This is a genomic window from Streptomyces sp. NWU339, assembly GCF_003143855.1.
In the GTDB taxonomy this organism is placed as follows: Bacteria; Actinomycetota; Actinomycetes; order Streptomycetales; family Streptomycetaceae; genus Streptomyces.
This window is the reverse complement of sequence record NZ_QFRK01000046.1, coordinates 1-22,381: the sequence shown is the minus strand read 5'-3', so window position 1 is coordinate 22,381 and position 22,381 is coordinate 1. Positions and strand designations below refer to the sequence as shown.

General features: G+C 68.4%; 22 protein-coding genes. 17 read left to right on the top strand and 5 right to left on the bottom strand.

Features of this window, described 5'->3' with window-relative positions; genetic code table 11:
• The first annotated feature begins 67 nt into the window (after positions 1-67).
• Positions 68-649, top strand: coding sequence for a TetR/AcrR family transcriptional regulator (locus DIZ27_RS34770; protein ID WP_109382401.1), 582 nt, complete (start codon positions 68-70; stop codon positions 647-649).
• An 83-nt stretch (positions 650-732) separates the two neighbouring features.
• On the opposite strand, the gene DIZ27_RS34765 is transcribed toward DIZ27_RS34770, so the two are convergent.
• On the bottom strand, positions 733-1,824 hold the full coding sequence (locus DIZ27_RS34765; RefSeq protein WP_109382400.1) for an IS630 family transposase: 1,092 nt from the start codon (positions 1,822-1,824) through the stop codon (positions 733-735).
• A 20-nt stretch (positions 1,825-1,844) separates the two neighbouring features.
• Between DIZ27_RS34765 and DIZ27_RS34760 the strand changes: the two genes are divergently transcribed.
• Together DIZ27_RS34760 and DIZ27_RS34755 are read left to right on the top strand one after the other, a co-directional pair.
• On the top strand, positions 1,845-2,495 hold the full coding sequence (locus DIZ27_RS34760; RefSeq protein ID WP_109382399.1) for a phosphotransferase: 651 nt from the start codon (positions 1,845-1,847) through the stop codon (positions 2,493-2,495).
• Positions 2,492-2,947: a hypothetical protein gene (locus DIZ27_RS34755; protein WP_109382398.1), complete on the top strand. Its 456-nt coding sequence runs from the start codon at positions 2,492-2,494 to the stop codon at positions 2,945-2,947. Before DIZ27_RS34760 ends, DIZ27_RS34755 begins: the two co-directional genes overlap by 4 nt.
• A 1-nt stretch (position 2,948) precedes the next feature.
• Here the strand turns inward: DIZ27_RS34755 and DIZ27_RS34750 are convergent, their stop codons facing one another.
• From DIZ27_RS34750 to DIZ27_RS34740, 3 genes are read right to left on the bottom strand one after another with little or no spacing between them, the layout of a single operon-like run.
• Positions 2,949-4,043 (bottom strand): hypothetical protein, encoded by a 1,095-nt coding sequence (locus DIZ27_RS34750; protein ID WP_109382397.1) that lies wholly within the window; start codon positions 4,041-4,043, stop codon positions 2,949-2,951.
• Positions 4,037-5,302 (bottom strand): phosphotransferase family protein, encoded by a 1,266-nt coding sequence (locus DIZ27_RS34745; protein ID WP_181383833.1) that lies wholly within the window; start codon positions 5,300-5,302, stop codon positions 4,037-4,039. Before DIZ27_RS34745 ends, DIZ27_RS34750 begins: the two co-directional genes overlap by 7 nt.
• 58 nt (positions 5,303-5,360) lie before the next feature.
• A complete protein-coding gene (locus tag DIZ27_RS34740) occupies positions 5,361-6,476 on the bottom strand; it encodes a hypothetical protein (protein ID WP_219933685.1) in 1,116 nt (371 codons plus the stop codon).
• 1,099 nt (positions 6,477-7,575) lie between these two features.
• On the opposite strand from DIZ27_RS34740, the gene DIZ27_RS34735 reads away from it, so the two are divergent.
• The 13 genes from DIZ27_RS34735 (at position 7,576) to DIZ27_RS34675 (ending at position 21,427) form a co-directional block, all read left to right on the top strand.
• On the top strand, positions 7,576-9,003 hold the full coding sequence (locus DIZ27_RS34735) for an FAD-dependent oxidoreductase (protein ID WP_109382394.1): 1,428 nt from the start codon (positions 7,576-7,578) through the stop codon (positions 9,001-9,003).
• Between the two features lie 26 nt (positions 9,004-9,029).
• A complete protein-coding gene (locus DIZ27_RS34730) occupies positions 9,030-9,653 on the top strand; it encodes a nuclear transport factor 2 family protein (protein ID WP_181383832.1) in 624 nt (207 codons plus the stop codon).
• Positions 9,654-9,664: 11 nt separating this feature from the next.
• Positions 9,665-10,672: a thiamine pyrophosphate-dependent dehydrogenase E1 component subunit alpha gene (locus DIZ27_RS34725; protein ID WP_109382432.1), complete on the top strand. Its 1,008-nt coding sequence runs from the start codon at positions 9,665-9,667 to the stop codon at positions 10,670-10,672.
• Positions 10,665-11,642 carry an alpha-ketoacid dehydrogenase subunit beta gene (locus tag DIZ27_RS34720; RefSeq protein WP_219933684.1) on the top strand — a complete coding sequence of 326 codons (978 nt, stop codon included), beginning with the start codon at positions 10,665-10,667 and terminating at the stop codon, positions 11,640-11,642. The genes DIZ27_RS34725 and DIZ27_RS34720 overlap by 8 nt, the downstream gene beginning before the upstream one ends.
• Positions 11,636-12,406, top strand: coding sequence for a tyrosine-protein phosphatase (locus tag DIZ27_RS34715; protein WP_109382392.1), 771 nt, complete (start codon positions 11,636-11,638; stop codon positions 12,404-12,406). Before DIZ27_RS34720 ends, DIZ27_RS34715 begins: the two co-directional genes overlap by 7 nt.
• Positions 12,407-12,926: 520 nt before the next feature.
• Positions 12,927-14,099, top strand: a complete 1,173-nt coding sequence (locus DIZ27_RS34710) for a CaiB/BaiF CoA-transferase family protein (protein ID WP_109382391.1) — start codon at positions 12,927-12,929, stop codon at positions 14,097-14,099.
• A gap of 39 nt (positions 14,100-14,138) precedes the next feature.
• Positions 14,139-15,008 carry a MaoC/PaaZ C-terminal domain-containing protein gene (locus DIZ27_RS34705; RefSeq protein ID WP_109382390.1) on the top strand — a complete coding sequence of 290 codons (870 nt, stop codon included), beginning with the start codon at positions 14,139-14,141 and terminating at the stop codon, positions 15,006-15,008.
• Positions 15,009-15,196: 188 nt separating this feature from the next.
• A complete protein-coding gene (locus DIZ27_RS34700; RefSeq protein ID WP_109382389.1) occupies positions 15,197-15,445 on the top strand; it encodes a hypothetical protein in 249 nt (82 codons plus the stop codon).
• A gap of 73 nt (positions 15,446-15,518) precedes the next feature.
• Positions 15,519-17,375 carry a 2-oxoacid:acceptor oxidoreductase subunit alpha gene (locus DIZ27_RS34695; RefSeq protein WP_109382388.1) on the top strand — a complete coding sequence of 619 codons (1,857 nt, stop codon included), beginning with the start codon at positions 15,519-15,521 and terminating at the stop codon, positions 17,373-17,375.
• Positions 17,368-18,420 carry a thiamine pyrophosphate-dependent enzyme gene (locus DIZ27_RS34690; RefSeq protein ID WP_109382387.1) on the top strand — a complete coding sequence of 351 codons (1,053 nt, stop codon included), beginning with the start codon at positions 17,368-17,370 and terminating at the stop codon, positions 18,418-18,420. The genes DIZ27_RS34695 and DIZ27_RS34690 overlap by 8 nt, the downstream gene beginning before the upstream one ends.
• Before the next feature lie 168 nt (positions 18,421-18,588).
• A complete protein-coding gene (locus tag DIZ27_RS34685; protein WP_109382386.1) occupies positions 18,589-19,200 on the top strand; it encodes a hypothetical protein in 612 nt (203 codons plus the stop codon).
• Between the two features lie 37 nt (positions 19,201-19,237).
• Entirely contained in the window at positions 19,238-20,740 is a 1,503-nt protein-coding gene (locus DIZ27_RS34680; protein WP_109382385.1) for a pyruvate, phosphate dikinase, read from the top strand.
• A 30-nt stretch (positions 20,741-20,770) separates the two neighbouring features.
• Positions 20,771-21,427 (top strand): histidine phosphatase family protein, encoded by a 657-nt coding sequence (locus DIZ27_RS34675; RefSeq protein ID WP_109382384.1) that lies wholly within the window; start codon positions 20,771-20,773, stop codon positions 21,425-21,427.
• A gap of 384 nt (positions 21,428-21,811) precedes the next feature.
• On the opposite strand, the gene DIZ27_RS34670 is transcribed toward DIZ27_RS34675, so the two are convergent.
• Positions 21,812-22,012 (bottom strand): hypothetical protein, encoded by a 201-nt coding sequence (locus tag DIZ27_RS34670; RefSeq protein WP_109382383.1) that lies wholly within the window; start codon positions 22,010-22,012, stop codon positions 21,812-21,814.
• Positions 22,013-22,236: 224 nt separating this feature from the next.
• Between DIZ27_RS34670 and DIZ27_RS34665 the strand changes: the two genes are divergently transcribed.
• Positions 22,237-22,381, top strand: a 145-nt coding sequence (locus DIZ27_RS34665; protein ID WP_375232037.1) for a transposase domain-containing protein, incomplete at its 3' end; no start/stop codon positions are given.

Sequence of the window (22,381 nt, the reverse complement as noted above, 5' to 3'; positions counted from 1 at the left end):
GCGCTAGCAGTGATAGCGACGATAGACCTAGCCTCGGCAGGATGTCTAGCGTTGCTAGAATGTCGTCATGTCCGCCATCAACGAGCGCCGTGAACGTGAACGCGCCCACCGTCATCAGCTGATCATCACAGCCGCGCGCGAACTCGCGGAGGCCGAAGGCTGGGAGGCGGTGACGACACGACGGCTGGCTGAACGCGTCGAGTACAGCCAGCCGGTGCTGTACAGCCACTTCAACGGCAAGGACGCCATCGTGCGCGCCGTCGCCATCGACGGCTTCAGCGAACTCGCCGCCCACCTGCGCCGCGCGCGGCAGGCCGCCCCGGAGCCGGAGCAGGCCCTGCGCGCCGTCTGCCGCGCCTATCTGGAGTTCGCGACCGAGCGGCCTGCCCTGTACCAGGCCATGTTCGTCCTGCCCACCGACGTGAAGTTCGCGAGCGCCGAGACACCGCCCCCGCTACGGGCCGCCTTCGACGAGTTCGTCAGCTGCTTCCGCCCGGACAACGAGCGACGCGAACTGTTCGCCGAAGTCACCTGGAGCGCGTTGCACGGCATGGCCGTCCTGTCCGACAGCGGCCGCATCCCCCCGGACGGCCAGGAGGAACGGCTCGATTTCCTCGTCACTCAGATCGCCGGTCCCCCAACGGGCTGACCACGCGACAAAGGGAAATGGACAGGCCAAGGCCCCGAGCCGAGCCACTGGCTGAGCTTCCCCCGCTGTGCGGGAGTGGCTGACTAGTGTCTTGAGTCTTTGATTCGCTGAAGATATCCGGCGAGGCGTTCGAGGATCTCGTCCGCGGTCTTCACCCAGGCGAACGGCCGCGGATCTTCGTTCCACAGTTTGATCCAGGCGCGGATGTCGCGTTCCAGAGCCTGGACGTTCTTGTGGACGCCGCGGCGTATCTGCCGCTCGGTCAGCAGTCCGAACCACCGCTCGACCTGGTTGAGCCAGGAGGAGTAGGTGGGGGTGAAGTGCATGTGGAAGCGCGGGTGCTCCGCGAGCCAACGCTGTATCGCCGGTGTCTTGTGCGTAGCGTAGTTATCGCAGATCAGGTGTACCTCCAGCCCCTCGGGCACCTCCTTGTCGATGCGGGCGAGGAACTTCTTGAACTCCGTGGCCCGGTGGCGGCGGTGCAGCTGGCCGATCACCTCCCCGGTGGCCACGTTCAACGCGGCGAAGAGKGTGGTGGTGCCGTTGCGVAGGTAGTCGTGGGTGCGGCGCTCGGGCATGCCCGGCATCAYGGGCAGCACCGGTGCCGAGCGGTCCAGCGCCTGGATCTGGGACTTCTCGTCCACGCACARCACCAGGGCGTGCTCGGGCGGGGCGAGGTAGAGGCCCACGATGTCGCGGACCTTGTCGATGAACTGCGGGTCGGTGGACAGCTTGAAGGTGTCGACCATGTGMGGTTTGAGGCCGAAYGTGCGCCAGATGCGCGAGACGGTCGACTGCGACAGGCCGGTGGCCTGGGCCATCGACCGGGTCGACCAGTGGGTGGCGCCGGCCGGGGTGGACTCCAGGGTCTGGACGATCACGTCCTCGACCCGCGCGTCGGTCACGGTGCGCGGCGCGCCGGGACGCGGCTCGTCGACCAGCCCCTCCAGGCGATCGGCTGCGAACCGCTTGCGCCACTTGGCCACCGTGACCGGGTGAACCCCAAGATCCTTGCCGATCCGAGTGTTTGATGCCCCGTCTCCGCAAGCCAGCACGATGCGGCAGCGCAGCGCGAGAGCCTGGGAAGAGGTGCGGCGCCTCGCCCAGCGCTGCAGCGTCTCGCGTTCGTCGTCGGTGAGAACCACCTCGACCGTGGGCCGTCCCATTCGCGCCATGACCCCAGCATACTTATGCAATGAATCAAAGACTCAAGACACTAGACAAGCTGGCCCTGGTCCACGCCGTCGACTGGGAGGCACGGGGCTTCGGTGAGTTGCTGCCGGTGCCGGACTCTCCGGCGGACTGTGCCCTGCACCTGATCGATCAGTGCGTGGAGCAGATCAGCGGCTACGGGGTCGAACCGAGTCCGGTACTCGCCGAGGCCGTGGCATCCCTCCGGGCCCGCGCTCCGCGGGACTGTGACCGAGTGGTGCTGTGCAAGGGCACCAACGGGCTGGGCGAGGAGGTCTGGCGGGACGGCCGTATCGTGGCCATGAGCGACTGGGAGATGGCGGTCCTCGGCGACCCCGCCTACGACTTCGCCCAGTGCCAGGAGCTTGTTCCGGAGATCATCCGTGACGGCCGCCAGGTCTGGGGCATGCCGGAAGCCCTGGCGTACTACGCCGAGCGCACCGGCACGGAGGTCAGTTCTGAGCGGGTCGCCTACTACCGCGAGCTCTACGGTCTGCTGCAGTTCACCTACACCCAGCACGTGGCCGCCATGGTCCGCGGGGTGGACCGGGCGCCGCTACGTTTCGTCTGGACCGCTACCGAGGTCGGCTTCCGCAGCGAGCTCCGCCTCGCTCGGCACTTCGCCGGTGACCTGATGAGGGAGGGGTTCGCATGATAGATCCTGACCACGATGCCGTGCTCGGCTCGGTGATCGGAGCGATCGAGGAAGAGATCGCGCCCGGGTGCGAGGAGTACGCTGCGAGCGTCTGCCGTACCGCCGCACAGATGCTGCGGCATGTCCGCGCCCGTATGCAGGAGGAGATGCCCGCGCTGGCCGTCGGCAACGCGGAACTCCGCGGGATCCTCCGCGGGATCGACACCACGGCCCTGCCTGACGAGATCGGGGCGGCGGTGCGGAGCGCGGTGCGTGCCGAGCCGGCTCCGGTACATCCCGGCCTTGCGGACCTGCGGGACGACGCACGTCGACTTCGTGGTGCGCTGGTCGCGGTCATCGAGCGCGTGCCGGAAGACCACCCGGCACGCGTGGCGGGACGCGAGCACATGGCCGCCCAGCTGCGCCGCGAGTTGAGCTGGCAACAGGACGCCTACACGGGACCGCGGCGGTGATTCAGGCACCCTGCGCGGTCATGTCTCCACTGCGGGGCATGATCGGCAGGTGTGCCCAGCCAGGGGCTCCGTCCACGGTGATCCGCGCGAGTTGCTCCCGGTGCCCCGGGTCGATCTCGACGCCGTCGAGGAACACCCGCCTCGCGTCCGGCAGCTCGTAGACGTCGTACTCGGTGACTTCTCCCCGCCGGGCTCCGAAGCCCAGGCCGTCCGAGAAGCCGCGGTTGTAGCCGCCGCCGCGGCTCGCCCACGGGCGCACGGTGTGCGGTTGCGCCTCGACCCGCACGGACCGGCCGTCGCTCAGGGAGAGGTCGAACTCTGTCCGGGCCCAGGTCCGGGTGCCCTCGACGTAGGTGATCTCATAGGCGAGGTCGACGACTCGCGCGTGTGTGTCGGCTCGGCTGTGGATCGTGCCGTCGAGATACCGGGGCGTCCCGTCCGCGTATTCGCGGCTCTGGAACAGTCCCCAGCCCTCGTCGGTGGAGAAGTTGCACCAAATGGTGAAGCTCGGGGTGCGCCGGAACAGTTCGCGGGGCTCCAGGCCGCCGACATCGACGCGGGTGCCCCAGGAGTGGTCTCGGTCGCCCCACCAGTCGCACACGTCGATCCGCTCGCCATCGACCTCGAGCCAGCCGTTCCAGCGTCCGACCTGGTCGTAGCGATGCTGTTCCTGAATCACGCGCGTGCCCGACATCTCGCGGTGCCTGGCCTCGAGGTGGGGTGTGGCGTCGGTGGTGAACTCCAGCTCCGTGCTCAACGGCCCTCGGCTGTTGCGGAGCACGAGGCGGCGGAACGGTTCCACGACGGTGACCGTGAAAGGGCCGACGCACGCGGTCCGCACGTCGACCGAGCCGGGATCCTCCAGCGGGGCAGCGACGCGCAGGTTGTGCTGGCGGTCGTCGCGCAGCACGTTGAAGAAGGCGTCGCGTGTGCCCATGTTGGGGTAGCGGCCGGTGCCGGCGAAGAAGGCCGTGCGGCCGTCGGGCGACAGTCCGGAGAACCAGTACCGGTCGAAGAACCGGTGGTCACTGGTGGCGACCACGGCGAAGGGGTCCGGGGTCTGGTGGTAGAGGGTCTCGTCCAGCCCGATCAGCATCCGGCAGGTCTCCGATCCGAGGTGGTGTGGGTACCCTGCGGCAGGCCGCGGGCGGCACGCGCAAGGAACCGTGGGCTCATCAGGAGGCCGGCGATCGCATCGGACAGCTGAGTGGGTTCGGCGACGAACTTGGCTCGGATCCGGTAGGAGGAGACGCCCCGCCACAGGTCCTGCCACACCGTGAAGTACGCCAGGTCACGGGTATTGACCGGCGGACCTCCGGCCTTGCGGTACTCCTCGACGAAGTCGTCCCAGGCGTCGGCCTGGTCGATCGACGGCTTGAGATACGCGAGATCCTCCGACGGGTTGCCGATGTGCGACCGCTCCCAGTCCAGCAGCCCGGTCAGCCGGTCGTCGGCCACCAGTGCGTTGTGCAGGGCGAAGTCACCATGGATCAGGACCCTGGCCGCGCCGTCCTGCGGAGCGTTCTTGCGCAGCCAGTCCAGGACGCGTGCGAAGACCGGACGGTACGCGTCGCCGGTGAGCCAGATGGTCTGGAGCACCTCTTCGCGCTCGTCGATGGCCGCGAGATGGTCGTCCTGGCTGCTCAGAGGCGGAAGCGGAGCGTCGGCAAGACCCCCGGGATCGAGTGAGTGCAGGGTGCCCATCGCCCGAGCCAAGTCCCGGACCAAACGGAGTGAGGGTGACTGTGTCCACCCCCAGACGTTGCCCACCGTGCGACCCGGAAGGGCGGTCGTCGCGAAGGCGGGGCTTCCCAGGCCGTCTTCGTCGAACCACAGGGGGTGTGGGACGGGTATACCGGAGCCCGCCACGAACGACACGACGTCGTACTCGGGCCGGAGCCCGTCCGCGCGGCGGCCCGGCGCGATCTTGCGGATGACGACGTCGGTTCCGTTGCCCTCCTCGTCGATCACGCGGGCGCGTGCCGTCTCCTTGGAGAAGCCACCCGAGAGGCGACGCACGTCCTGGACCGCTCGGGGACGTGTGTGGGGGGCGTGCCTGCGGAAGGCTGTCAGGAGGTCCGCCTCGCTGACGCTGGGCGGCTGGGCGGACTCGAAGCTGGTGGTGGGATCCTCCTGGGGGTGGCCGGAGTCGTCCGTGTGCACTTCTCCCAGTTCCTGGGCCACCAGCGCGGTCAGGTCGGCTGCCGGGCCGGTGGCGCGGCGGACGGGAAGTTCGTCGTCGGTCGCGGCCCGCGACAGCAACTGGTCTGCGATCTTCAGTAGTTGGTCCATGCGCGCGGTGTCGCCGAGCAGTGCGAGCTCATGGCGGAGGACGCGCACCACTTGAGCGGCCACCAGGGGCCGGCTCCCTCTCGGGGGGACTGTCGGTTCGGTCATCATCGTCGCCCGGTTGTCACCCTTCTTCGGTCAGTCCGTACTTCGGCAGGGCGCCGCGGGTCATGACGGGGCAGTATCCGGTGATCGATCTGCCGTTGACCACCATCTTGGCGAACTGCTCGCGGTGACCGGTCGGCGTGGGCCTGCCGTCCATCAAGACGCCGTCCGGGGCCACGAACTGGTAGACGTCGTGTTCCACCACGGTGCCGCGCCACGCACCGAGCCCGCGGCCGTCGCGGTAGCCACCGTCGTATCCGGTGCCCGCGTAGGCCCATGGGTGCAGGAACGGCGTTGCCTCGACGTCGAACTCCGATCCGTCGTCGGCGACGATGCGGGCGGACACCTTGCGGTGAGCACGGGTGCCGGGATGGAACTCGACCTCGAACTCCATGGAACGCACCCCCGTGTGACGGCCGTCCCTGGTGATGACCTCACCGTCGACGTAGGTCGGGTTGCCGGCCGCGTCCTCGCGGCACATGGCGGTCACGAAGCGGTCGCCGAGTTCGAAGGTCATCATGACGTGCAGCATGGAAAGGCTCGGAGTCGCCGGCGTGGCCGACAGTTTGGTCCTGGGGTCGGCAACCGAGCGGTCGAAGCCGCCGACGCCGGGCCGGACGCCCCACGAGTGGTCACGAAACCCCCACCAGTCCTGCACGTCGAGTCGACCGGATCCGAGGTCGATCCAACCGGACCAGCGGCCGCTCTGGTCGTACCGTGTGATCTCCTGCCCGATGCGCCCGCCGCGGGAGTCCACGTAGTGCGACTCGCAGTAAGGGTCGAAGTTCGCCTCGAAGGCCAGTTCGGCCGACAGGGGAGACGTGTCCCCGGTCAGCGAGATCTCAAGGCGTTTGAAGGGTTCGGCGATCCGGATCTCGAAGTCCGAGATGCGGAGGTTCTGCATGTCCTCGTTGAGGGGCCGGGAGAAGCGCGTGTTGTGCTGCTGGTCGCCCTGCTGGACGCAGAAGTAGCCATCGGCGACTCCCATGTTCTTGTAGAAGGCGATGCCGGAGATGAACGCACCACGGCCCTCCGCGTCGACACACGCGAGCCAGTGCCGGTCGTAGAAGCGGTGATCGGACGTGCCCGCGTACGCGAAGGTCCAGGGGATCTGGTGCATGAGCGTCTCGTCCAAGGGGTGGAGCGTGCGCTCGGTGACAAGGGGAGCCATGTGTGTCGCAATCGGGTCTTGTGCTGACTGTGTCGCTGGTTGACGGCCGTTGCCGTGAGGGATCGTGATCTTCGTTCACCCCTCGCCTGAGAAGGTCTAGCAATCGATCATTCTGCGTCAGAGTAACTCGGGTGCAAGGTGGTGTCCATGCCCGAGGTTCGAGCCTCGCCTTGAGTGGTGCCGCCCTCGGTGTTGTTGAGAGTTGTCCAAGGGTGGACTGTCGATGCCTGGCCTGATTCGCGGGAGCGTCTCTCGTGGTCACGGTGTCAGGGAGGGGTGCCTGTGCTCCGCGCGATGGCGTGCCGGGGTGATGCGATGAGAGGGAGCGGGTGCGGCGCCGGCTATTGCCCCAATCCGCGGGGCGGGGGAAAGTGGGGCGGTCTCGGCGTCCGGCACCGAGCCGGGGCGTGTCAGCCGGCTGTGACCTTCGGGCGGCGCGCTCTGCGGGCCGGTGTGTCGACGGGTGGGCCGTCCCCCTCGCCGCCGGGGTGAGCGCTCGGCGCTGTCGGGGCATCGACGGTGACGCCATCCGCTGAGGAAATCTCCACCACAATAGTCGGGTAGTAGAGTATTCTTCGTTGCGTCAACGCCGGACAAGGAGGTGAGCATCGTGGAGTTCGCTCTTGGCGGGCAAGCTCGGCCGAATCGTCCTGAAGGTGGACAGTCACGCCGGAAGGCGAGCCGCCCGGACGTCCACCGCGATCGCCTCCGCCGTCCCAGGGGGCACCTCGTGAAGTCGGGCAACCAGGTGTTGACCGCCTTCCGGGGCCGGGACGTCTTCGCCGACGGCAACGACGCCGCGACCATCTGGCAGGCTGCCGCCACCGTCGTGCACGGCGCCCTCGCCGCCCGCTCTGGACGGTGGGCGTCGTGCCGCACGGAACGGTTCGTACCAATTTCCCGGGCGCTTCCCTCGGCGCCGAGGGGGATGTGTTCCACCGCCCGACTCGTCTTGGTACCGGCCAGGCGACGGCGAGCCACTGGAACGACCGGGAATCCACGTGTCTGAACGACTCAAGTCACCCGTGCCTACCCTGGCCGGCGCTGATCGACAGGAGCTGACATGCCCAAACCTGACTTCGAAGTCATCGTCATCGGATCTGGCCTGGGGGGTCTCGCGTCTGCTCTCACCGCCGTTGAGCACGGCTGCACGGACGTGCTCGTGGTCGAGGCAGAGGGCGTGCTCGGTGGCTCGACGCGGCTGTGCGGTGGTGTCGTCATGGGCAGCCGGAGCCGGCTGCAGCGTGCCGCTGAGGTTGAGGACGCCGAGGACGACATGTTCAACGAGTACATGGCGATCAACGGCTGGGACGTCTCTGCCGGTCCGGTGGAGCGCTGGGCGGCTCGTAGCGGCGAGACCATCGACTGGCTTCAGGACCGGGGTGTTCCGTTCTATGAGCGGCTGATCTTCAGCGGGGACGACCGGCGGCCCCGGGGGCACTGCGTCGAGGGTGGGGGGCAGGCGATCATCGACGCTCTGGTCTCACGGTGCCGCAAGGCGGGCATCGAGTTCGTGCTCGGTAATCGGGTCGACGAGCTGATCCACACCGACGGCCGGGTCACCGGGGTCCGCGCCGGGGGAGAGGATCTCACCGCTGCCGCGGTGATCGTGGCAACGGGAGGCTTCGGCGCCAATCCGGAGTATCTCGCCGAGCACTACCCGATCGCCTGGGTACCGGGGGAGACCTTCTACATCGGTGCCGACGGTGCCCGCGGCGACCACCTCAAGTTCGCCGCCCACGTGGGAGCCCAGGTCACCGGGGAGAATCGTGGCCTGCGCATGCTCAACCCCGGTGTGGACACCCTGCACGAAGCCTTCCTGCCCGGATGGACCGTGCTGCTCGACACGCGTGGACACCGGTTCTGCGACGAGACGGCACCGTACGGGATCCTCGACAGCCTGCTGAGAACCAGGGACAACGTCGGATACGTCGTCTTCGACGATGCGGCACTGCGACCACCGGCCGAGCTGGCAGAGCGGTACGCGGACGCCTACAAGCAGGTCTGGCCCAACCACGCCAAGTTCAAGCCCAAGCACTACACCGCTGACGTGATGAAGCAGTACGAGCACCACGAGCGGGTCCACAAAGCCGGATCGCTCGAGGAGTTGGCGAAGTCGACCGGCATCCCGGCGGCCGACTTCTGCGGCACCATCGCCCGATACAACCAGCTCGTCGAGGCCGGCCGGGACACGGACTTCGGGAAGGCGTCACGGTTCCTCAACCTCATTTCGACCGCGCCCTTCTATGCCGTCGAGGTCCGGCCCACGGCGATCGCGCACACTGGTTACGGCATGCGCATCGACGACTGCGGTCAGGTCATCGGTGTGGACGGGAACCTGATCGAGGGTCTGTACGCCGCTGGCGAGTGCACTGGGGGCATCGTCGGACCCACGTACTCGGGCTCGGGAAGCTCCCTGGCGAGCGCGGCCGGTGTCGGTCGGATGGCGGGCGAAGCGGCCGCCCAGTACGTGTCCGGGGCCCGGGTATGAACGCGCAGAGCGAAGGAGGACGCCAAGTGCTGTTCGCGCCCCGCGCGGAGCCCGCCGATCGTGAGGCGATGCTCCAACTGGTCTATGACCGTCAGCAGATCATCGAGGTACTGCACCGATATGCCCGGGCGATCGACCGATGCGACGTCGAGCTTCTCAAATCGGTCTATCACGACGACGCCACAGACGCCCACGGATCCTTCGACGGCAACGCCCACGAGTTCGCGGAGTTCATGGTGCCGCGGCTGAAGGAACAGACCAGCTACGGGATCCACCATGTCACCAACGAACTGGTCGAGATCGATGGCGACCGGGCGATCGCGGAGTCCTGCCTGTTCGGCTACCACCGAGTTCCCGGCGGGCGGGAGTCGGTCGAGAAGTTCTTCGGAGAGGCATACGCGGACCGGGCCGAGGCGCAGGGCCGGATCGACGAGGAGCAGGAGTATTTCACTGGCGGCCGCTATCTCGACAAGTTGCTGAAACGGGACGGCATCTGGCGGATCTGGCGACGCAAGATCACCGTGGAATGGAACCAGTGCCAGCCTTCGACCATGGTGGTGGACGGTGGTCGCGCGCACTACGACATTCCCGGGGCGAGGGACACCAGCGACCCCAGCTACCTACTGGACCTCGATTCTTTCGACGAGTGAACGGGAACGACATGAGCACCCAGACGCCGGGGCCTTCGCACGAGGCGCTGAAGCGGATGTACCGCCTGATGCTGACGACTGCCGTCGCCGACCAGAAGTCCAGTGCCGAGGCCAAGGCCGGCCGGCTCGCTGCGGCCTTCTATCCCGTCCGTGGGATGGAGGCGGTGTGCGCAGCCCTCGGTGAGGTCCTGCGCAGCGAGGACCGGATGGTCTCCACGTACCGCAACCTCGGTGACGCACTGGCCAAGGGGGTGCCGCTACGATCGATCATGGCGGAGCTCTACGGCCGCGTCGACGGGACCTCGCGGGGCAAGGGCGGTCCGATGCACCTGCAGGACCAGTCTGTCGGATTCACCGCCACCACCGGCGTCGTCGGCTCAGGCATGCCGATCGCTGTCGGGCTCGCCATGGCCGCGCAGTTGGACGGAGGCGGGTCGGCCACAGTGGTGACCTTCGGCGACGGGGCGACCTCGATCGGTGCCTACCACGAGTCCATGAACTTCGCCGCCCTGTGGAACCTGCCCGTGGTGTTCGTGTGCCAGAACAACCAATGGGGCGAGCACACCCCGATCGCGCAGTACGCACCCTCGACGGAGCTGGCCCAACGGGCGGCGTCGTACAACATGCCCACCGTGAAGGTCGACGGCTTCGACCCGTTGGCCTGCCTCGCCGCGCTCCAGTCGGCGGTGGACCGGGCCAGGCGTGACGAAGGCCCCACGTTCCTGGAGTTCGTGCACTACCGGCTCACCGGGCACACGGGCACAGCGGACTACAGCTACGTGCCCAAGGAGGAACTGGCCAAGGCGATGGAGCGGGACCCGGCCCCAACCTTCCGGAAGTGGCTGCTGGAGCAGTCGATCTTCTCCGAGCCTGAGGTCGAGGCGATCGAGTCCGAAGTCCGGACATACGTCGAGGACGCCTTCAGCTACGCGGAAAGCTGTCCCTTCCCGGCACCTGAGGAGCTGTACACCGACGTGTTCGCCGACCCCACCTTCGTGAGGAGCCTGAGTGATGCCTGAGACCACGATGACGATGGCGGCCGCCATCAACTCCGGGTTCCACTGTGCGATGGAGGCCGACGACAAGATCGTCGTACTCGGTGAGGACATAGCGGAGCCGATCGGTGGGGTGTTCAAGACCAGCAAGGGGCTTTCCACCAGGTTCGGTGAACGCCGCGTACGGTCCACGCCCATCGCCGAGGGAACCATCGCCGGCGCCGCGGTGGGGTTGGCGCTGGGCGGCTACCGGCCCGTCGCGGAGATCATGTTCTTCGACTTCGTGACGCTGACCCTGGACCAGGTCCTGAACCATGCGGCGAAGTTCCGTTACATGAGCGGCGGTGCGACTCCTGCGCCGATCACGATGACCACCACCATCGGAACCAGCCACTTCGGTGCCCAGCACGCGCAGTCGCTGGAGGCGTGGTTCATGCACACCCCCGGCATCAACGTCGTGATGCCGTCCAACCCGGTGGACGCCAAGGGTCTGCTGCTGACCTGTCTGACGTCTCCCGACCCCAGCCTGTACATCCAGCACTCGGCTCTGCTCTACAGCCGGAAGGGCCCCGTGCCCGAGGAGTACTACACGACGCCGCTGGGCAAGGCCGCGACGGTGCGTTCCGGGAGGGACATCACCGTCGTGACCTATGGCACGGGGGTGGGACTGTCGCTGGAGGCGGCTGAGGAGCTCACCGGTTCGGGGATCGAGGCCGAGGTGATCGACCTGCGTAGTCTCATGCCCCTGGACTTCGGCACCGTGTTCGAGTCGGTCGAGCGCACCAGGCGCTGCGTCGTGGTCCACGAGGCCACCCAGTTCCTCGGCCCGGGGTCGGAGATCAGCTCCCGGATTCACGAGAACCTGTGGGGCGAGCTGCTGGCCCCCGTGGGCCGGGTCGGGGCGGAGTTCACACCGGTTCCCTTCTCGAAGGCTCTGACGAACCATCCGACCGTCGATCGCGTGGTCAAGAAGGTTCAGGAGCTGGTGTGCTGAGCGCCGAAGGGGTCGGGACGGGGAGGACTGCCCCGTCGTTGGTGTCGGTACCCAACTTCCGCGATGTCGCAGGTCCGGGCTACTCGACTCCGTATGGTCCGATGCGACCCGGCCGCTTGTTCCGGTCCAACGCCTTCCTGGTTTCCCCCGAGGAGATGGCGGCGCTGACGCCCTTGGGCATCGTGGCCATCTACGACCTGCGAACAGCGCAGGAAGTGGAACTGCGCCCCGACTCCGAGCTTCCCGGGGCAACCTGGCGTCACACATGGGTGCCAGGTCTGCCGAGGGAGGTGATGAAGGCCCTGAGGACCGCGGCAGACCTGCGGGAGGCGATGCTCGACCACTACCGAGGCTTCGTGACCGACCCCGACAAGCGGGCCGGCTTCGCGGCAGTTCTCTCGTCGATCGCGAACCAGGAGGGGCCGCAGCTCTTCCACTGTTCGGAGGGCAAGGACCGGACCGGCTGGGTGACGATGCTGCTGCAGCGGCTCGTCGGGGTGGCAGAGGAAGACGTGGCCGCCGACTTCCTCCTGACCAACGATCTGATGCGCGGCTCGAACGCGAGCCTGGAGATCGCCCGGCAGTTCTTCGGCGATCGGCCCGACGACTTCTTCGTTCCCGGGATGATCGCCGACATGGCCTATCTCGAGGCGGGCACAGCCCGCATGGAGACGGATTACGGCGACGTCGAAGGCTACCTGCGGCGTGGCCTGGGCCTCTCCGACGAGCAGGTGGAACGACTGCGCCGCCTGCTGCTGGACTGAGTGGCCGGGGCGGTCGCGAGGACAGCCGAGGTGGAAGAGAGCGGGTCGGTGCGGTCTGCCGGCCCCGCGGTGAACCGCACTCTGAAGCCGAGAATCACGGTACCGCCGGCTCCCACGAGTGCACGTGGCGGGGGAGCGCCTGGCTGATGCTGTTGACCGGCTGCGACGACCAGGGTTCCAAGGCCTCTGAGGAGTCCGCAGAGCGGTCGGGTGCGTGCCGGGTCAGCCCTGGACGACCGAGGTGCGGGACGGTCCAGGGTGCTGGAGCCGGAATCCGTCCTCGCCGATGCTCCGGTGGATCTGCGGGACCGCACACAGCGGATCCGGGCTGCGCACACGCCCTTCGACGAGTTCGCCCGTGACATCAACAGGACAGCCGGGCCGTCCCGCTCCTGCCGGACTCGACCGGGCGAAAACATTCGATTGACAAATAGTCTATAGGTAGAGCACCGTGAAGTCGTGCTCCGCGCCGTGCTGCGTGCAGTCGGCAGCAGTGACTGATTCGGAAGGTTGATGGTGCATGGCTGATCAGCAGGGGCAGGGGAGCGACCGCGCCGCGACAGGGCCGTTGAACGGCCTGCGGGTGATTGAAATGGGCGGAATCGGGCCGGGCCCTTTCGCGGCGATGCTGCTCGCTGACATGGGGGCGGAAGTCGTGCGAATCGACCGGCCCGGGCCGGTGACGGACGAGCGCACGGCGGTGGCCGACGTCCTGCACCGCGGGCGCCGCTCGGTCGTTCTGGACCTCAGGCGCGAGGAGGCGGTCACCGCCCTGATGGAGCTGGTCGAGAGGGCCGACGTGCTCATCGAGGGGTTCCGCCCGGGGGTGATGGAGCGACTCGGTGCGGGACCGGAGACGTGTCTGCGGCGCAATCCCTCGCTGGTGTACGGGCGGATGACCGGCTGGGGCCAGGACGGCCCCTGGGCCTCCATGGCAGGCCACGACATCAACTACATCGCGCTGGCCGGCGCCCTCCACCCGCTCGGCCGGGAGGGGGAGCCGCCCGCGGTGCCGCTCAACCTGCTCGGCGACTTCGGAGGAGGCTCCCTCTACCTGGTTTCCGGCGTGCTGGCGGCTTTGTGGGAAGCGGGCCGCTCAGGCCGCGGCCAAGTGGTCGACGCCGCGGTGGTGGACGGCGCGGCCTCACTCACCACCATGCTGCACGGCATGCTCGCGGCCGGCGCGTGGACCGATGAGCGCGGCGTCAATCTCCTGGACACCGGCCGCCCCTGGTACGACGTCTACCAGACCGAGGATGGTGGCTGGATGTCCGTCGGCCCCCTCGAGATCAAGTTCTACGCCGAGTTCGCGGCCCGACTGGGCCTGCCGGAACATCTGGCTCGCCGCCCCGGGCCGGAGGCCTGGCCACAGTTGCGGTCCGCGATCGCGTCCGCTTTCGCCGGCCGCACACGCAAGGAGTGGGAGGAGGTGTTCGCCGGCAGTGATGCCTGTGTCGCGCCCGTGCTCAGCCTCAAGGAGGCCACCGAACACCCGCACCTGGCGGCCCGGCAGACCTTCGTCGAAGTGGCAGGAGTACGGCAGCCGGCACCGGCCCCGAGGTTCGACCGCACCCCGGCCTCCATTCAGATCCCGCCGGTCCGACGCGGCCAGCACACCCGTGAGGTGTTCGACCGCTGGGGCGTGGACGGGGTCGAGGAACTCCTTGCCTCCGGCGCAGCCACCCAGATCTGACACCAGGTGTCCCACTCGTTTCCCTGAACAGGAGCCCTGATGACCATCGACGCGGACAGCCTCGGAGCCACCTCCGGCCCCAAGCACGTCACGTGGACCGATCGCGACACCCTGCTCTACGCCCTCGGCCTGGGCGCTGGAGTGGAGGACCTGTCCCTGACCACAGAGAACTCGCACGACGTGCCGCAGCAGGTGCTGCCGACCTTCGCGGTCATCGTCGCTGCGGGGTTCGACGTGCTGCCCAAGGTCGGGCAGGTGAACTGGGGCAAGCTGCTGCACGGCGCCCAAGAGGTCCGGGTGCACCGGCCGCTGCCGCCCTCCGGCGCGCTCTCCGTGGTGTCCGAGATCACCGGTCTACAGGACAAGGGCGAGGGAAAAAACGCCGTCGTCGTCCTGACGGGTCGTGGGAGCGACCCGGAAACCGGCGAGTTGGTCGCCGAGACCGTCACGACGCTCGTGCTGCGCGGCCAAGGAGGCTTCGGGGGGCAGCCGGGAGAGAAGGCCGCCCACCCGGGTATTCCGGACCGGGACCCGGACATCCAGATCATCGAGACGACCGACGAACGGCTCCCCCTGATCTACCGCCTCTCCGGCGACCGCAACCCCCTGCACAGCGACCCGTGGTTCGCCCGGGAGAAGGCCGGGTTCCCCAAGCCGATCATGCATGGCCTGTGCACGTACGGCATCGCGGGTCGGGCGCTGGTGCGGGGCCTGTGCGACGGTGACACCGGGAAGCTCTCGGTGATCGCGGCCCGGTTCACCTCTCCGGTCTTCCCCGGTGAGCGGCTGAACACCCGGATCTGGCGCACGGGTGCGAGGACGGCGGTGTTCCGCGTTGAGGCGAGCGGCCCGGACGGTGCGGACCACCGTGTCGTCCTGGACGAGGGCAGGGCCGAGCTGCACTCCTGAGCAGCGCGAGTGGCCGGTGCCTCGGCATCGGACGAGCAGATGAACGGAAAGGCACCCACCGGTGCACATCCTCATCGTCGGCGCCTTTCTGAGCGGCCGGTACACAGCGCAGGCACTCCGGGTCAGGGGCTTGAGCCGGACGACGGCGTGGTGTGCGACGAGCAGGTGAAGACTGTTGGCCGCAGGAGGTGTATGCCGTCGGCGATGTCGCCCGGTGGCACAACCCCCGCTACGGCGAGCGGATCCGGACCGAGCACTGGACCAACGCGGCCGACCGGGCCGCCGCTGCCAAGACGCTGACCGGTGCGCCGACCGTCTGCGACGCGCTGCCCCGTGTCCGGTCGGACCAGTTCGACACGCGGCCGCAGGCGGTGATCGGCCGGGGCGTCGTCAATCCGGTGCCGCCTTTCCGGTGCCGCCTTTCCGGTCGGTGCTGATGGAGGGCGCCTCATGGAGCGAGGCTTCGGCACCGGCCAAGGTGACAAGTGACAAGAAGCAGGTGGTACAGCGATGAACTCCGAGACCAAGGTCCTGGACCGGGTTGTCATCCGCATCGCGGGCGACTCCGGCGACGGCATGCAGCTGACCGGTGACCGGTTCACCCAAGAGAGCGCGGCGTTCGGCAACGACCTGGCGACGCTGCCGAACTTCCCAGCCGAGATCCGGGCGCCCGCCGGAACGGCGGCGGGGGTCTCCTCCTTTCAGGTGCACTTCGCCGACCACGACATCCTCACCCCGGGTGACCGCCCCGACGTGCTGGTGGCGATGAACCCGGCGGCACTCATGGCCAACCTGGCAGACCTGCCTGCAGGCGGTACGCTCATCGTCGACACCCACGAGTTCACCGACCGGACCCTGGCCAAGGTGGGCCAGGCGACCAACCCCCTGACCGACGGTCGGTTGGAGCACTTCACCGTGCACGCGGTGAACCTCACCCAGTTGACCCTCGACGCCCTCGCGGCCGGCGAGCTGTCCTCCCGGCTCGGGCGCAAGGAGGCGAGCCGGAGCAAGAACATGTTCGCGCTCGGCCTTCTGTCGTGGATGTACTCCCGCCCCACCCAGGGGACGCTGGACTTCCTCGCCGAGCGGTTCGCCGGCAAGCCGGAGATCGCCGAGGCGAACATCGCCGCCTTCAGGGCCGGCTGGAACTACGGCGAGACCACCGAGGCGTTCGGCGTCGCCTACGAGGTCAAGCCGGCAGCGCTGCCGCCCGGCACGTACCGCAACATCACCGGCAACGCCGCCCTCGCCCGCGGACTGGTTGCCGGAGCGTGGCGGGCCCGGCTGCCCCTGTTCCTCGGGGCCTATCCGATCACCCCCGCCTCCGACGTGCTGCACGAGCTGTCCAAGCAGCAGCGGCTCGGAGTGAAGACCTTCCAGGCCGAGGACGAGATCGCAGCCGTCGGTGCAGCCCTGGGAGCCGCCTTCGGCGGGGCGCTGGGGGTGACGGTCTCTTCCGGGCCGGGCATCGCGCTGAAATCCGAGACCATCGGCCTGGCCGTCTCCCTGGAGCTGCCCCTGGTGATCGTCGACGTGCAGCGCGGCGGCCCTTCGACAGGGCTGCCGACCAAGACCGAGCAGTCCGACCTGCTGCAGGCTCTGTACGGCCGCAACGGCGAGGCGCCGGTGCCGGTCGTGGCGCCCCGCTCTCCGGCGGATTGCTTCGACGCCGCGATCGAGGCCGTTCGGATCGCCACCCGGTACCGGACGCCGGTGTTCCTGCTGTCCGACGGCTACCTGGCCAACGGGTCCGAGCCCTGGCGCGTCCCCGACTTGGCGGAACTGCCCGACCTGGCCGTCGAGTTCGCCACCACACCCAACGGGCCGGACGGATCGTTTCTGCCCTATCTGCGCGACCCCGAGACCCTGGCGCGACCGTGGGCGGTGCCGGGAACCCCGGGCCTGGAGCACCGCATCGGGGGCATCGAGAAGGCTGACCGGACCGGTGAGATCTCCTACGACCCCGACAACCACGACCACATGGTCCGCACCCGGCAGGCCAAGGTTGACGGCGTCGCCGTCGGCCCGACCGACCTGGACGACCCCACCGGCGACGCGTCGCTCCTCGTCCTGGGCTGGGGGTCGACCTACGGGCCCATCGGCGCCGCCGTGCGCCGCCTGCGACGCGCCGGCCACGCCGTGGCGCAGGCACACCTGCGGCACCTCAATCCGTTTCCGGCCGACCTCGGCGAAGTCCTCGCCCGTTATCAGCGGGTCGTCGTCCCCGAGATGAACCTCGGCCAGCTGGCCGGCCTGATCCGATCCCGCTACCTGGTCGACGCCCTGAGCATCACACAGGTGCGGGGCCTGCCGTTCCGCGCCGCCGACCTCGCCGAGGCACTGCAAGGAGTGATCACCGATGACTGACATGGTCGTACCGGCGAACCGCACGCGGCTCACCCTGACCCCCAAGGACTTCAAGACGGACCAGGAGGTCCGCTGGTGCCCCGGCTGCGGTGACTACGCCATCCTGGCCGCCGTGCAGTCCTTCATGCCCGAACTCGGGGTCGCCCGAGAGAACATCGTCTTCGTCTCCGGCATCGGCTGCTCCTCCCGGTTCCCGTACTACATGAACACCTACGGGATGCACTCCATCCACGGCCGCGCCCCGGCCATCGCCACGGGCCTGGCCGCCGGCCGCCCCGACCTGTCGGTGTGGGTGGTCACCGGCGACGGCGACGCGCTGTCCATCGGCGGCAATCACCTGATCCACGCGCTGCGCCGGAACGTCAATCTGAAGATCCTGCTGTTCAACAACCGGATCTACGGGCTGACCAAGGGTCAGTACTCGCCCACCAGCGAGCAAGGGAAGATCACCAAGTCGACCCCTCAGGGATCGCTGGAGCACCCCTTCAATCCCGTCTCCGTGGCGATCGGCGCCGAGGCGTCCTTCGTGGCCCGCACCATCGACTCCGACCGGAAGCACCTGCAGTCGGTGCTGCGGGCGGCGGCCGCGCACCGGGGCACTGCGCTGGTGGAGATCTACCAGAACTGCAACATCTTCAACGACGGCGCCTTCGACACCCTCAAGGATCGCGAGACCCGCAGCGACGCCATGGTGATGCTCGAACACGGGCAGCCACTGCGCTTCGGACACGACGGATCGCGGGCCGTGGTCCGCGACCCCGCCACCGGAACCCTGCGTGTCGAGACGGACGTCGCCCCCGGGGATCCCCGAGTGGTCGTCCACGACGCCCACAGCGACGACCCCGCCTACGCCTTCGCGCTCTCCCGGCTCAGCTCCGGTGAGCCCGGCTGTACGCCCATGGGCGTGTACCGCTCCGTTGCCCGGCCGACTTACGAGCAGCAGCTCAGCGACCAGATCGAGCAGCAACAGCACGGCAACCCGCCCACCGATGCGGACATCACGGCCCTGATGCGGGGCAATGACACCTGGACCGTGTCCGCGTGAGACGGGTACAGCCTCAGCGGGGCCGTCCCTGGACCTCCATCACGGGGAGGGCGCCTCCGCCCGGGCCCTGTGCGTCTCGGGACTGTTCAGACGGTGGACATCCAGCAGCAACAACAATACTCTAATCATCAAACATTGCGACCTAGAGTAAAGGCGGGAGGCAGGCGCATGGCTGAACTGCTCGTGCTTCAGGCGGCGCGGCTCAAGGGGCGGATCAACGCCGATGTGGTGGCCGCGTACGGAGCCATCCCCGTTGTGGAAGCCCAGACCCGGATCGACGCCCTGCTGGACGCCGACTGGGTCAAGCAGGCCGGCGCATCGGTCCGGATCACCCCTGAGGGCCGGGAGCGGCTTGCCGAACTCCTCTCCGAGGAGAGGAGCACCATCGCCCAAACCGCCCTGCAGCAGGCCTATCACGAATTCGACGACTTCAACAGTGAGCTGAAGGCGATCGTCACGGCCTGGCAGATGAAAGACGGCGAGACGCCGAACGACCACACCGACAGTGCGTACGACCAGGGCGTCATCACTCGGCTCGCCGCACTGCACGAGAGGTTCGCGCCGCTGCTCGCACGCATTGCGGCAGCAGCTCCCCGGCTGGCGTCCTACCCGGGTCGCTTCGGGCATGCCATTGACCAGGTGCAGCAGGGTGATCACTCGTTTGTCGCACGACCGATCACCGACAGCTACCACACCGTGTGGTTCGAGCTGCACGAGGAACTCATCGGGCTGCTCGGACTGAGCCGCGCCGACGAGGCCGCGGCCGGACGCGCGGTCTGAGGCGCAGAACGGAGTGTCGACGTTGAGTCTGTTGTGGATGGGCGAGCACGAAGACCTCGACCGTGAACTGGTCGGCGGCAAGGCCCACAGTTTGAACCGGATGCACACGTTCGGGCTGCCGGTGCCCCCCGCGTTCGTCCTGACGACGGAAGTCTGCAGGCGCTTCTATGCTGCGGATGGCGAGCTGGATGCGGAGACCACAGCCATGGTCCGCGATGCCGTGCGGTCCATGGAGGAGCGCACCGGACGCCGGTTCGGTGGAACGGAGCGGCCGCTGCTCGTCTCGGTCCGGTCCGGTGCGGCGCGGAGCATGCCGGGCATGATGGACACGGTCCTCAACCTGGGCGTCAACGCCGAGGTGGAGCGGGCGCTGTGTGCGCTCACGGGCGACGCGGACTACGCGGCAGACACCCACCGCAGGTTCGGTGAGCAGTTCGAACGCGTCGTCGGGACGGGCGCCCCGACCGACCCGTGGGAGCAGCTCATCGCTGCGATCGGAGCCGTGTTCCGGTCCTGGATGTCACCGCGAGCGGTCACCTACCGCAAGCACCACGGCATCTCCGACGACGGTGGCACCTCGGTGACCGTGCAGGCGATGGTGTTCGGAAATCTCGATGAGACCTCCGGTACCGGGGTCCTGTTCAGCCGCAACCCGCTGACCGGAGAGCCGGTTCCCTACGGTGAGTGGTTGCCCCGCGGCCAGGGCGAGGACGTGGTGTCGGGCCGGTACGACCCGCTGCCGCTCGCCGCGCTCGCCGAGCAACTGCCGGATGTCCACCGCGCCCTGCTGGACGCGGCCGTTCGCCTCGAAGCGACCGGCAAGGACGTACAGGACATCGAGTTCACCGTCGAGTCGGGAAGCTTGTGGCTGCTGCAGAGCCGGGCGGCCAAGCGTTCGCCCGACGCAGCCCTCCGACTCGCCGTCGCCCTGCACGCCGACGGCGTGCTGACCACCGACGAGGCGCTGTGCACGGTGACCCCGGAGCAGGTGAAAGCGGTGGGCAAGCCTCGCGTCTCCCCGGAGGCGAAGGCATCCGCACCCCTCCTGGTGCGTGGTGAGCCGGCGTGTCCGGGAGTGGGGGTCGGACGGGTCGTGCACGACGTCGAAGAGGCGGAGGATCTGGCGGATTCGGGTGTGGACGTTGTCCTGGCCCGACCCACGACCGACCCTGACGACGTCTCCGGCATGATCGTTTCCTCCGCCGTCCTCACCGAGATCGGCGGCTCCACCTCGCACGCGGCGGTGGTGAGCCGGGAGCTCGGCGTACCGTGCGTCGTCGGCTGCGGGAGCGGAACCCTGAAGGACCTGGCCGGCCGCGAGGTCACCGTCGACGGCTCCACGGGCGAGGTGTTCGAGGGCGCCCTCGCGCTCGCACCGTGCTCGGAGTCGGACAATCCCGCGCTCGCCACCGTCGCAGGCTGGGCACGCGCACGAGTGCCGCACGCCCAGGGGACGCCCGCAGAGATCGTCGCTGCCGCCCGCCAGGCGATCGCCGAGGAAGCCGCTGCCCAGCCGGACGCGGTGCTGCTGACCTCATGACGACCGACGATCACTCGAGGAGGACCTGAGGTGGAGCTGACCATCGTGCGTCACGGGGAGCCCCAGCGGGGTCTGGAAGGTACCGACCGGGCGGACCCTTGGCTGAGCGACCGTGGGCACGAGCAGGCCATCCGGGCCGGCCGCTATCTGCAGGAAGAGGCCCCGTACCAGGCGCTGTACTGCTCTCCGCTGCTGCGGGCCAGGCAGACCGCCGACCACATCGGCGAGGCGCTGGGGCTCACACCGGTGGTCGACGAGGGCCTGTCGGAGTTCGACCGGCACGCCCCGGAGTATCTGCACTTCGAGGACATGAAGGCAGCCGGTGATCCCCGCTATCACGCATTCCTACGGGGTGACCTGAGCGCTTGGGGCACTGACGCGGCCACCTTTCGCGCCGAGGCCGTCGGAGCCATGGACCGGATCATCGAGCGGCATCGCGGTCAGCGTGTCGGGGTTGTCTCCCACGGAGGTGTCGCCAACGTATTCCTGGGAACGATCATCGGACTGGACCGGCTTGCGTTCCACGCCCCCGAGTACACCGGGATCAGCCGGGTCATCGCGGGAGGCCCGGGCAAGCGTGGGCTCGTCAGCATCAACGAGACGGCGCATCTGCGCGGCCTCCCGGCGGCCGCCCACACGGTGCGCACCGCCTCGACCCATGGAGACAAGGCTCCGACAAGCGCGTGATCACGTATGCGCACCGCTGCTGCGGCTCCGCGAACTGCGTTGGCACCGCAGCCGAGGTGTGTCCCGCGTTGGTGATCGAGATCGAGAACTGAGCCCGAGCCCGGTCGGCGGCAGTCGGCAAGGCTGGAACTCTCGAGTGGACAGTGCCTCAGGGGACGGCCTCGCCGGCTGCACGCGCAGCCGGCGAGGCCGCAGTATTTCCCCTCCGGCCGCAGGGCGGCGGGGAAATACGGCGCATCCCGTCCCTCTCGGGAAAGGGCCCGGAAGGAATGAGGCGCCGCCGCGGTGCATGCGCGCGACGATTGACCGGCCGTCAGCGGCAGGGCGAGGCACCCATCTGGTTCTTTCGGGCGCAAGGAGGCCGCAGAGCACCGCTCGGCGTGGTCACGCACACATGTACAGCACACCTGTCCCGTCCCCGGCGTGCTTCCGGGCGAGTCGGCCGCGCTCGACCAGCAGGGCCAGGTGGGCAAGGGTCTCGGCCAGTGCCGCACGGCGCATCATGCCGTGGACGGCTTCCCAGCCGCGGGACCAGGTGAGCCGCTCCGCCACCTGCCAGGTGGTCGCAGCGCCGAGCGCTCCCACAACGGTGAGGATCTCCGTGCAGCGGTCCTCATGATGGGAGTGCAGGGCTTTGGCCCAAGGCCGTGAAGTTACGGCTTGAGTGCGGGTGTCCAGGCGGCTGTGATCTGTGGGTTTGCCGGACGTGGGAAGCGGAGCCCCGGTAGGACTGGCAGTCGACCAAGACAACCGTCCACTCACCGGAGGCTCCGCTGGCCGGACAGTCTGCCATCACGCGTGTCGTCACGGTGGCCGAAGGGCTTTATGCACCGGGTCACTTGGGCGAGTTGACACGGATCGTTCCGTTCGAGCTGGTCGATGCCGGGCTTGCCGAGTGCGGAGGGGTCCAGCAGCGGCTGCGGAAGCTGCCCGCGCGGGTCGTGGTCTACCTGC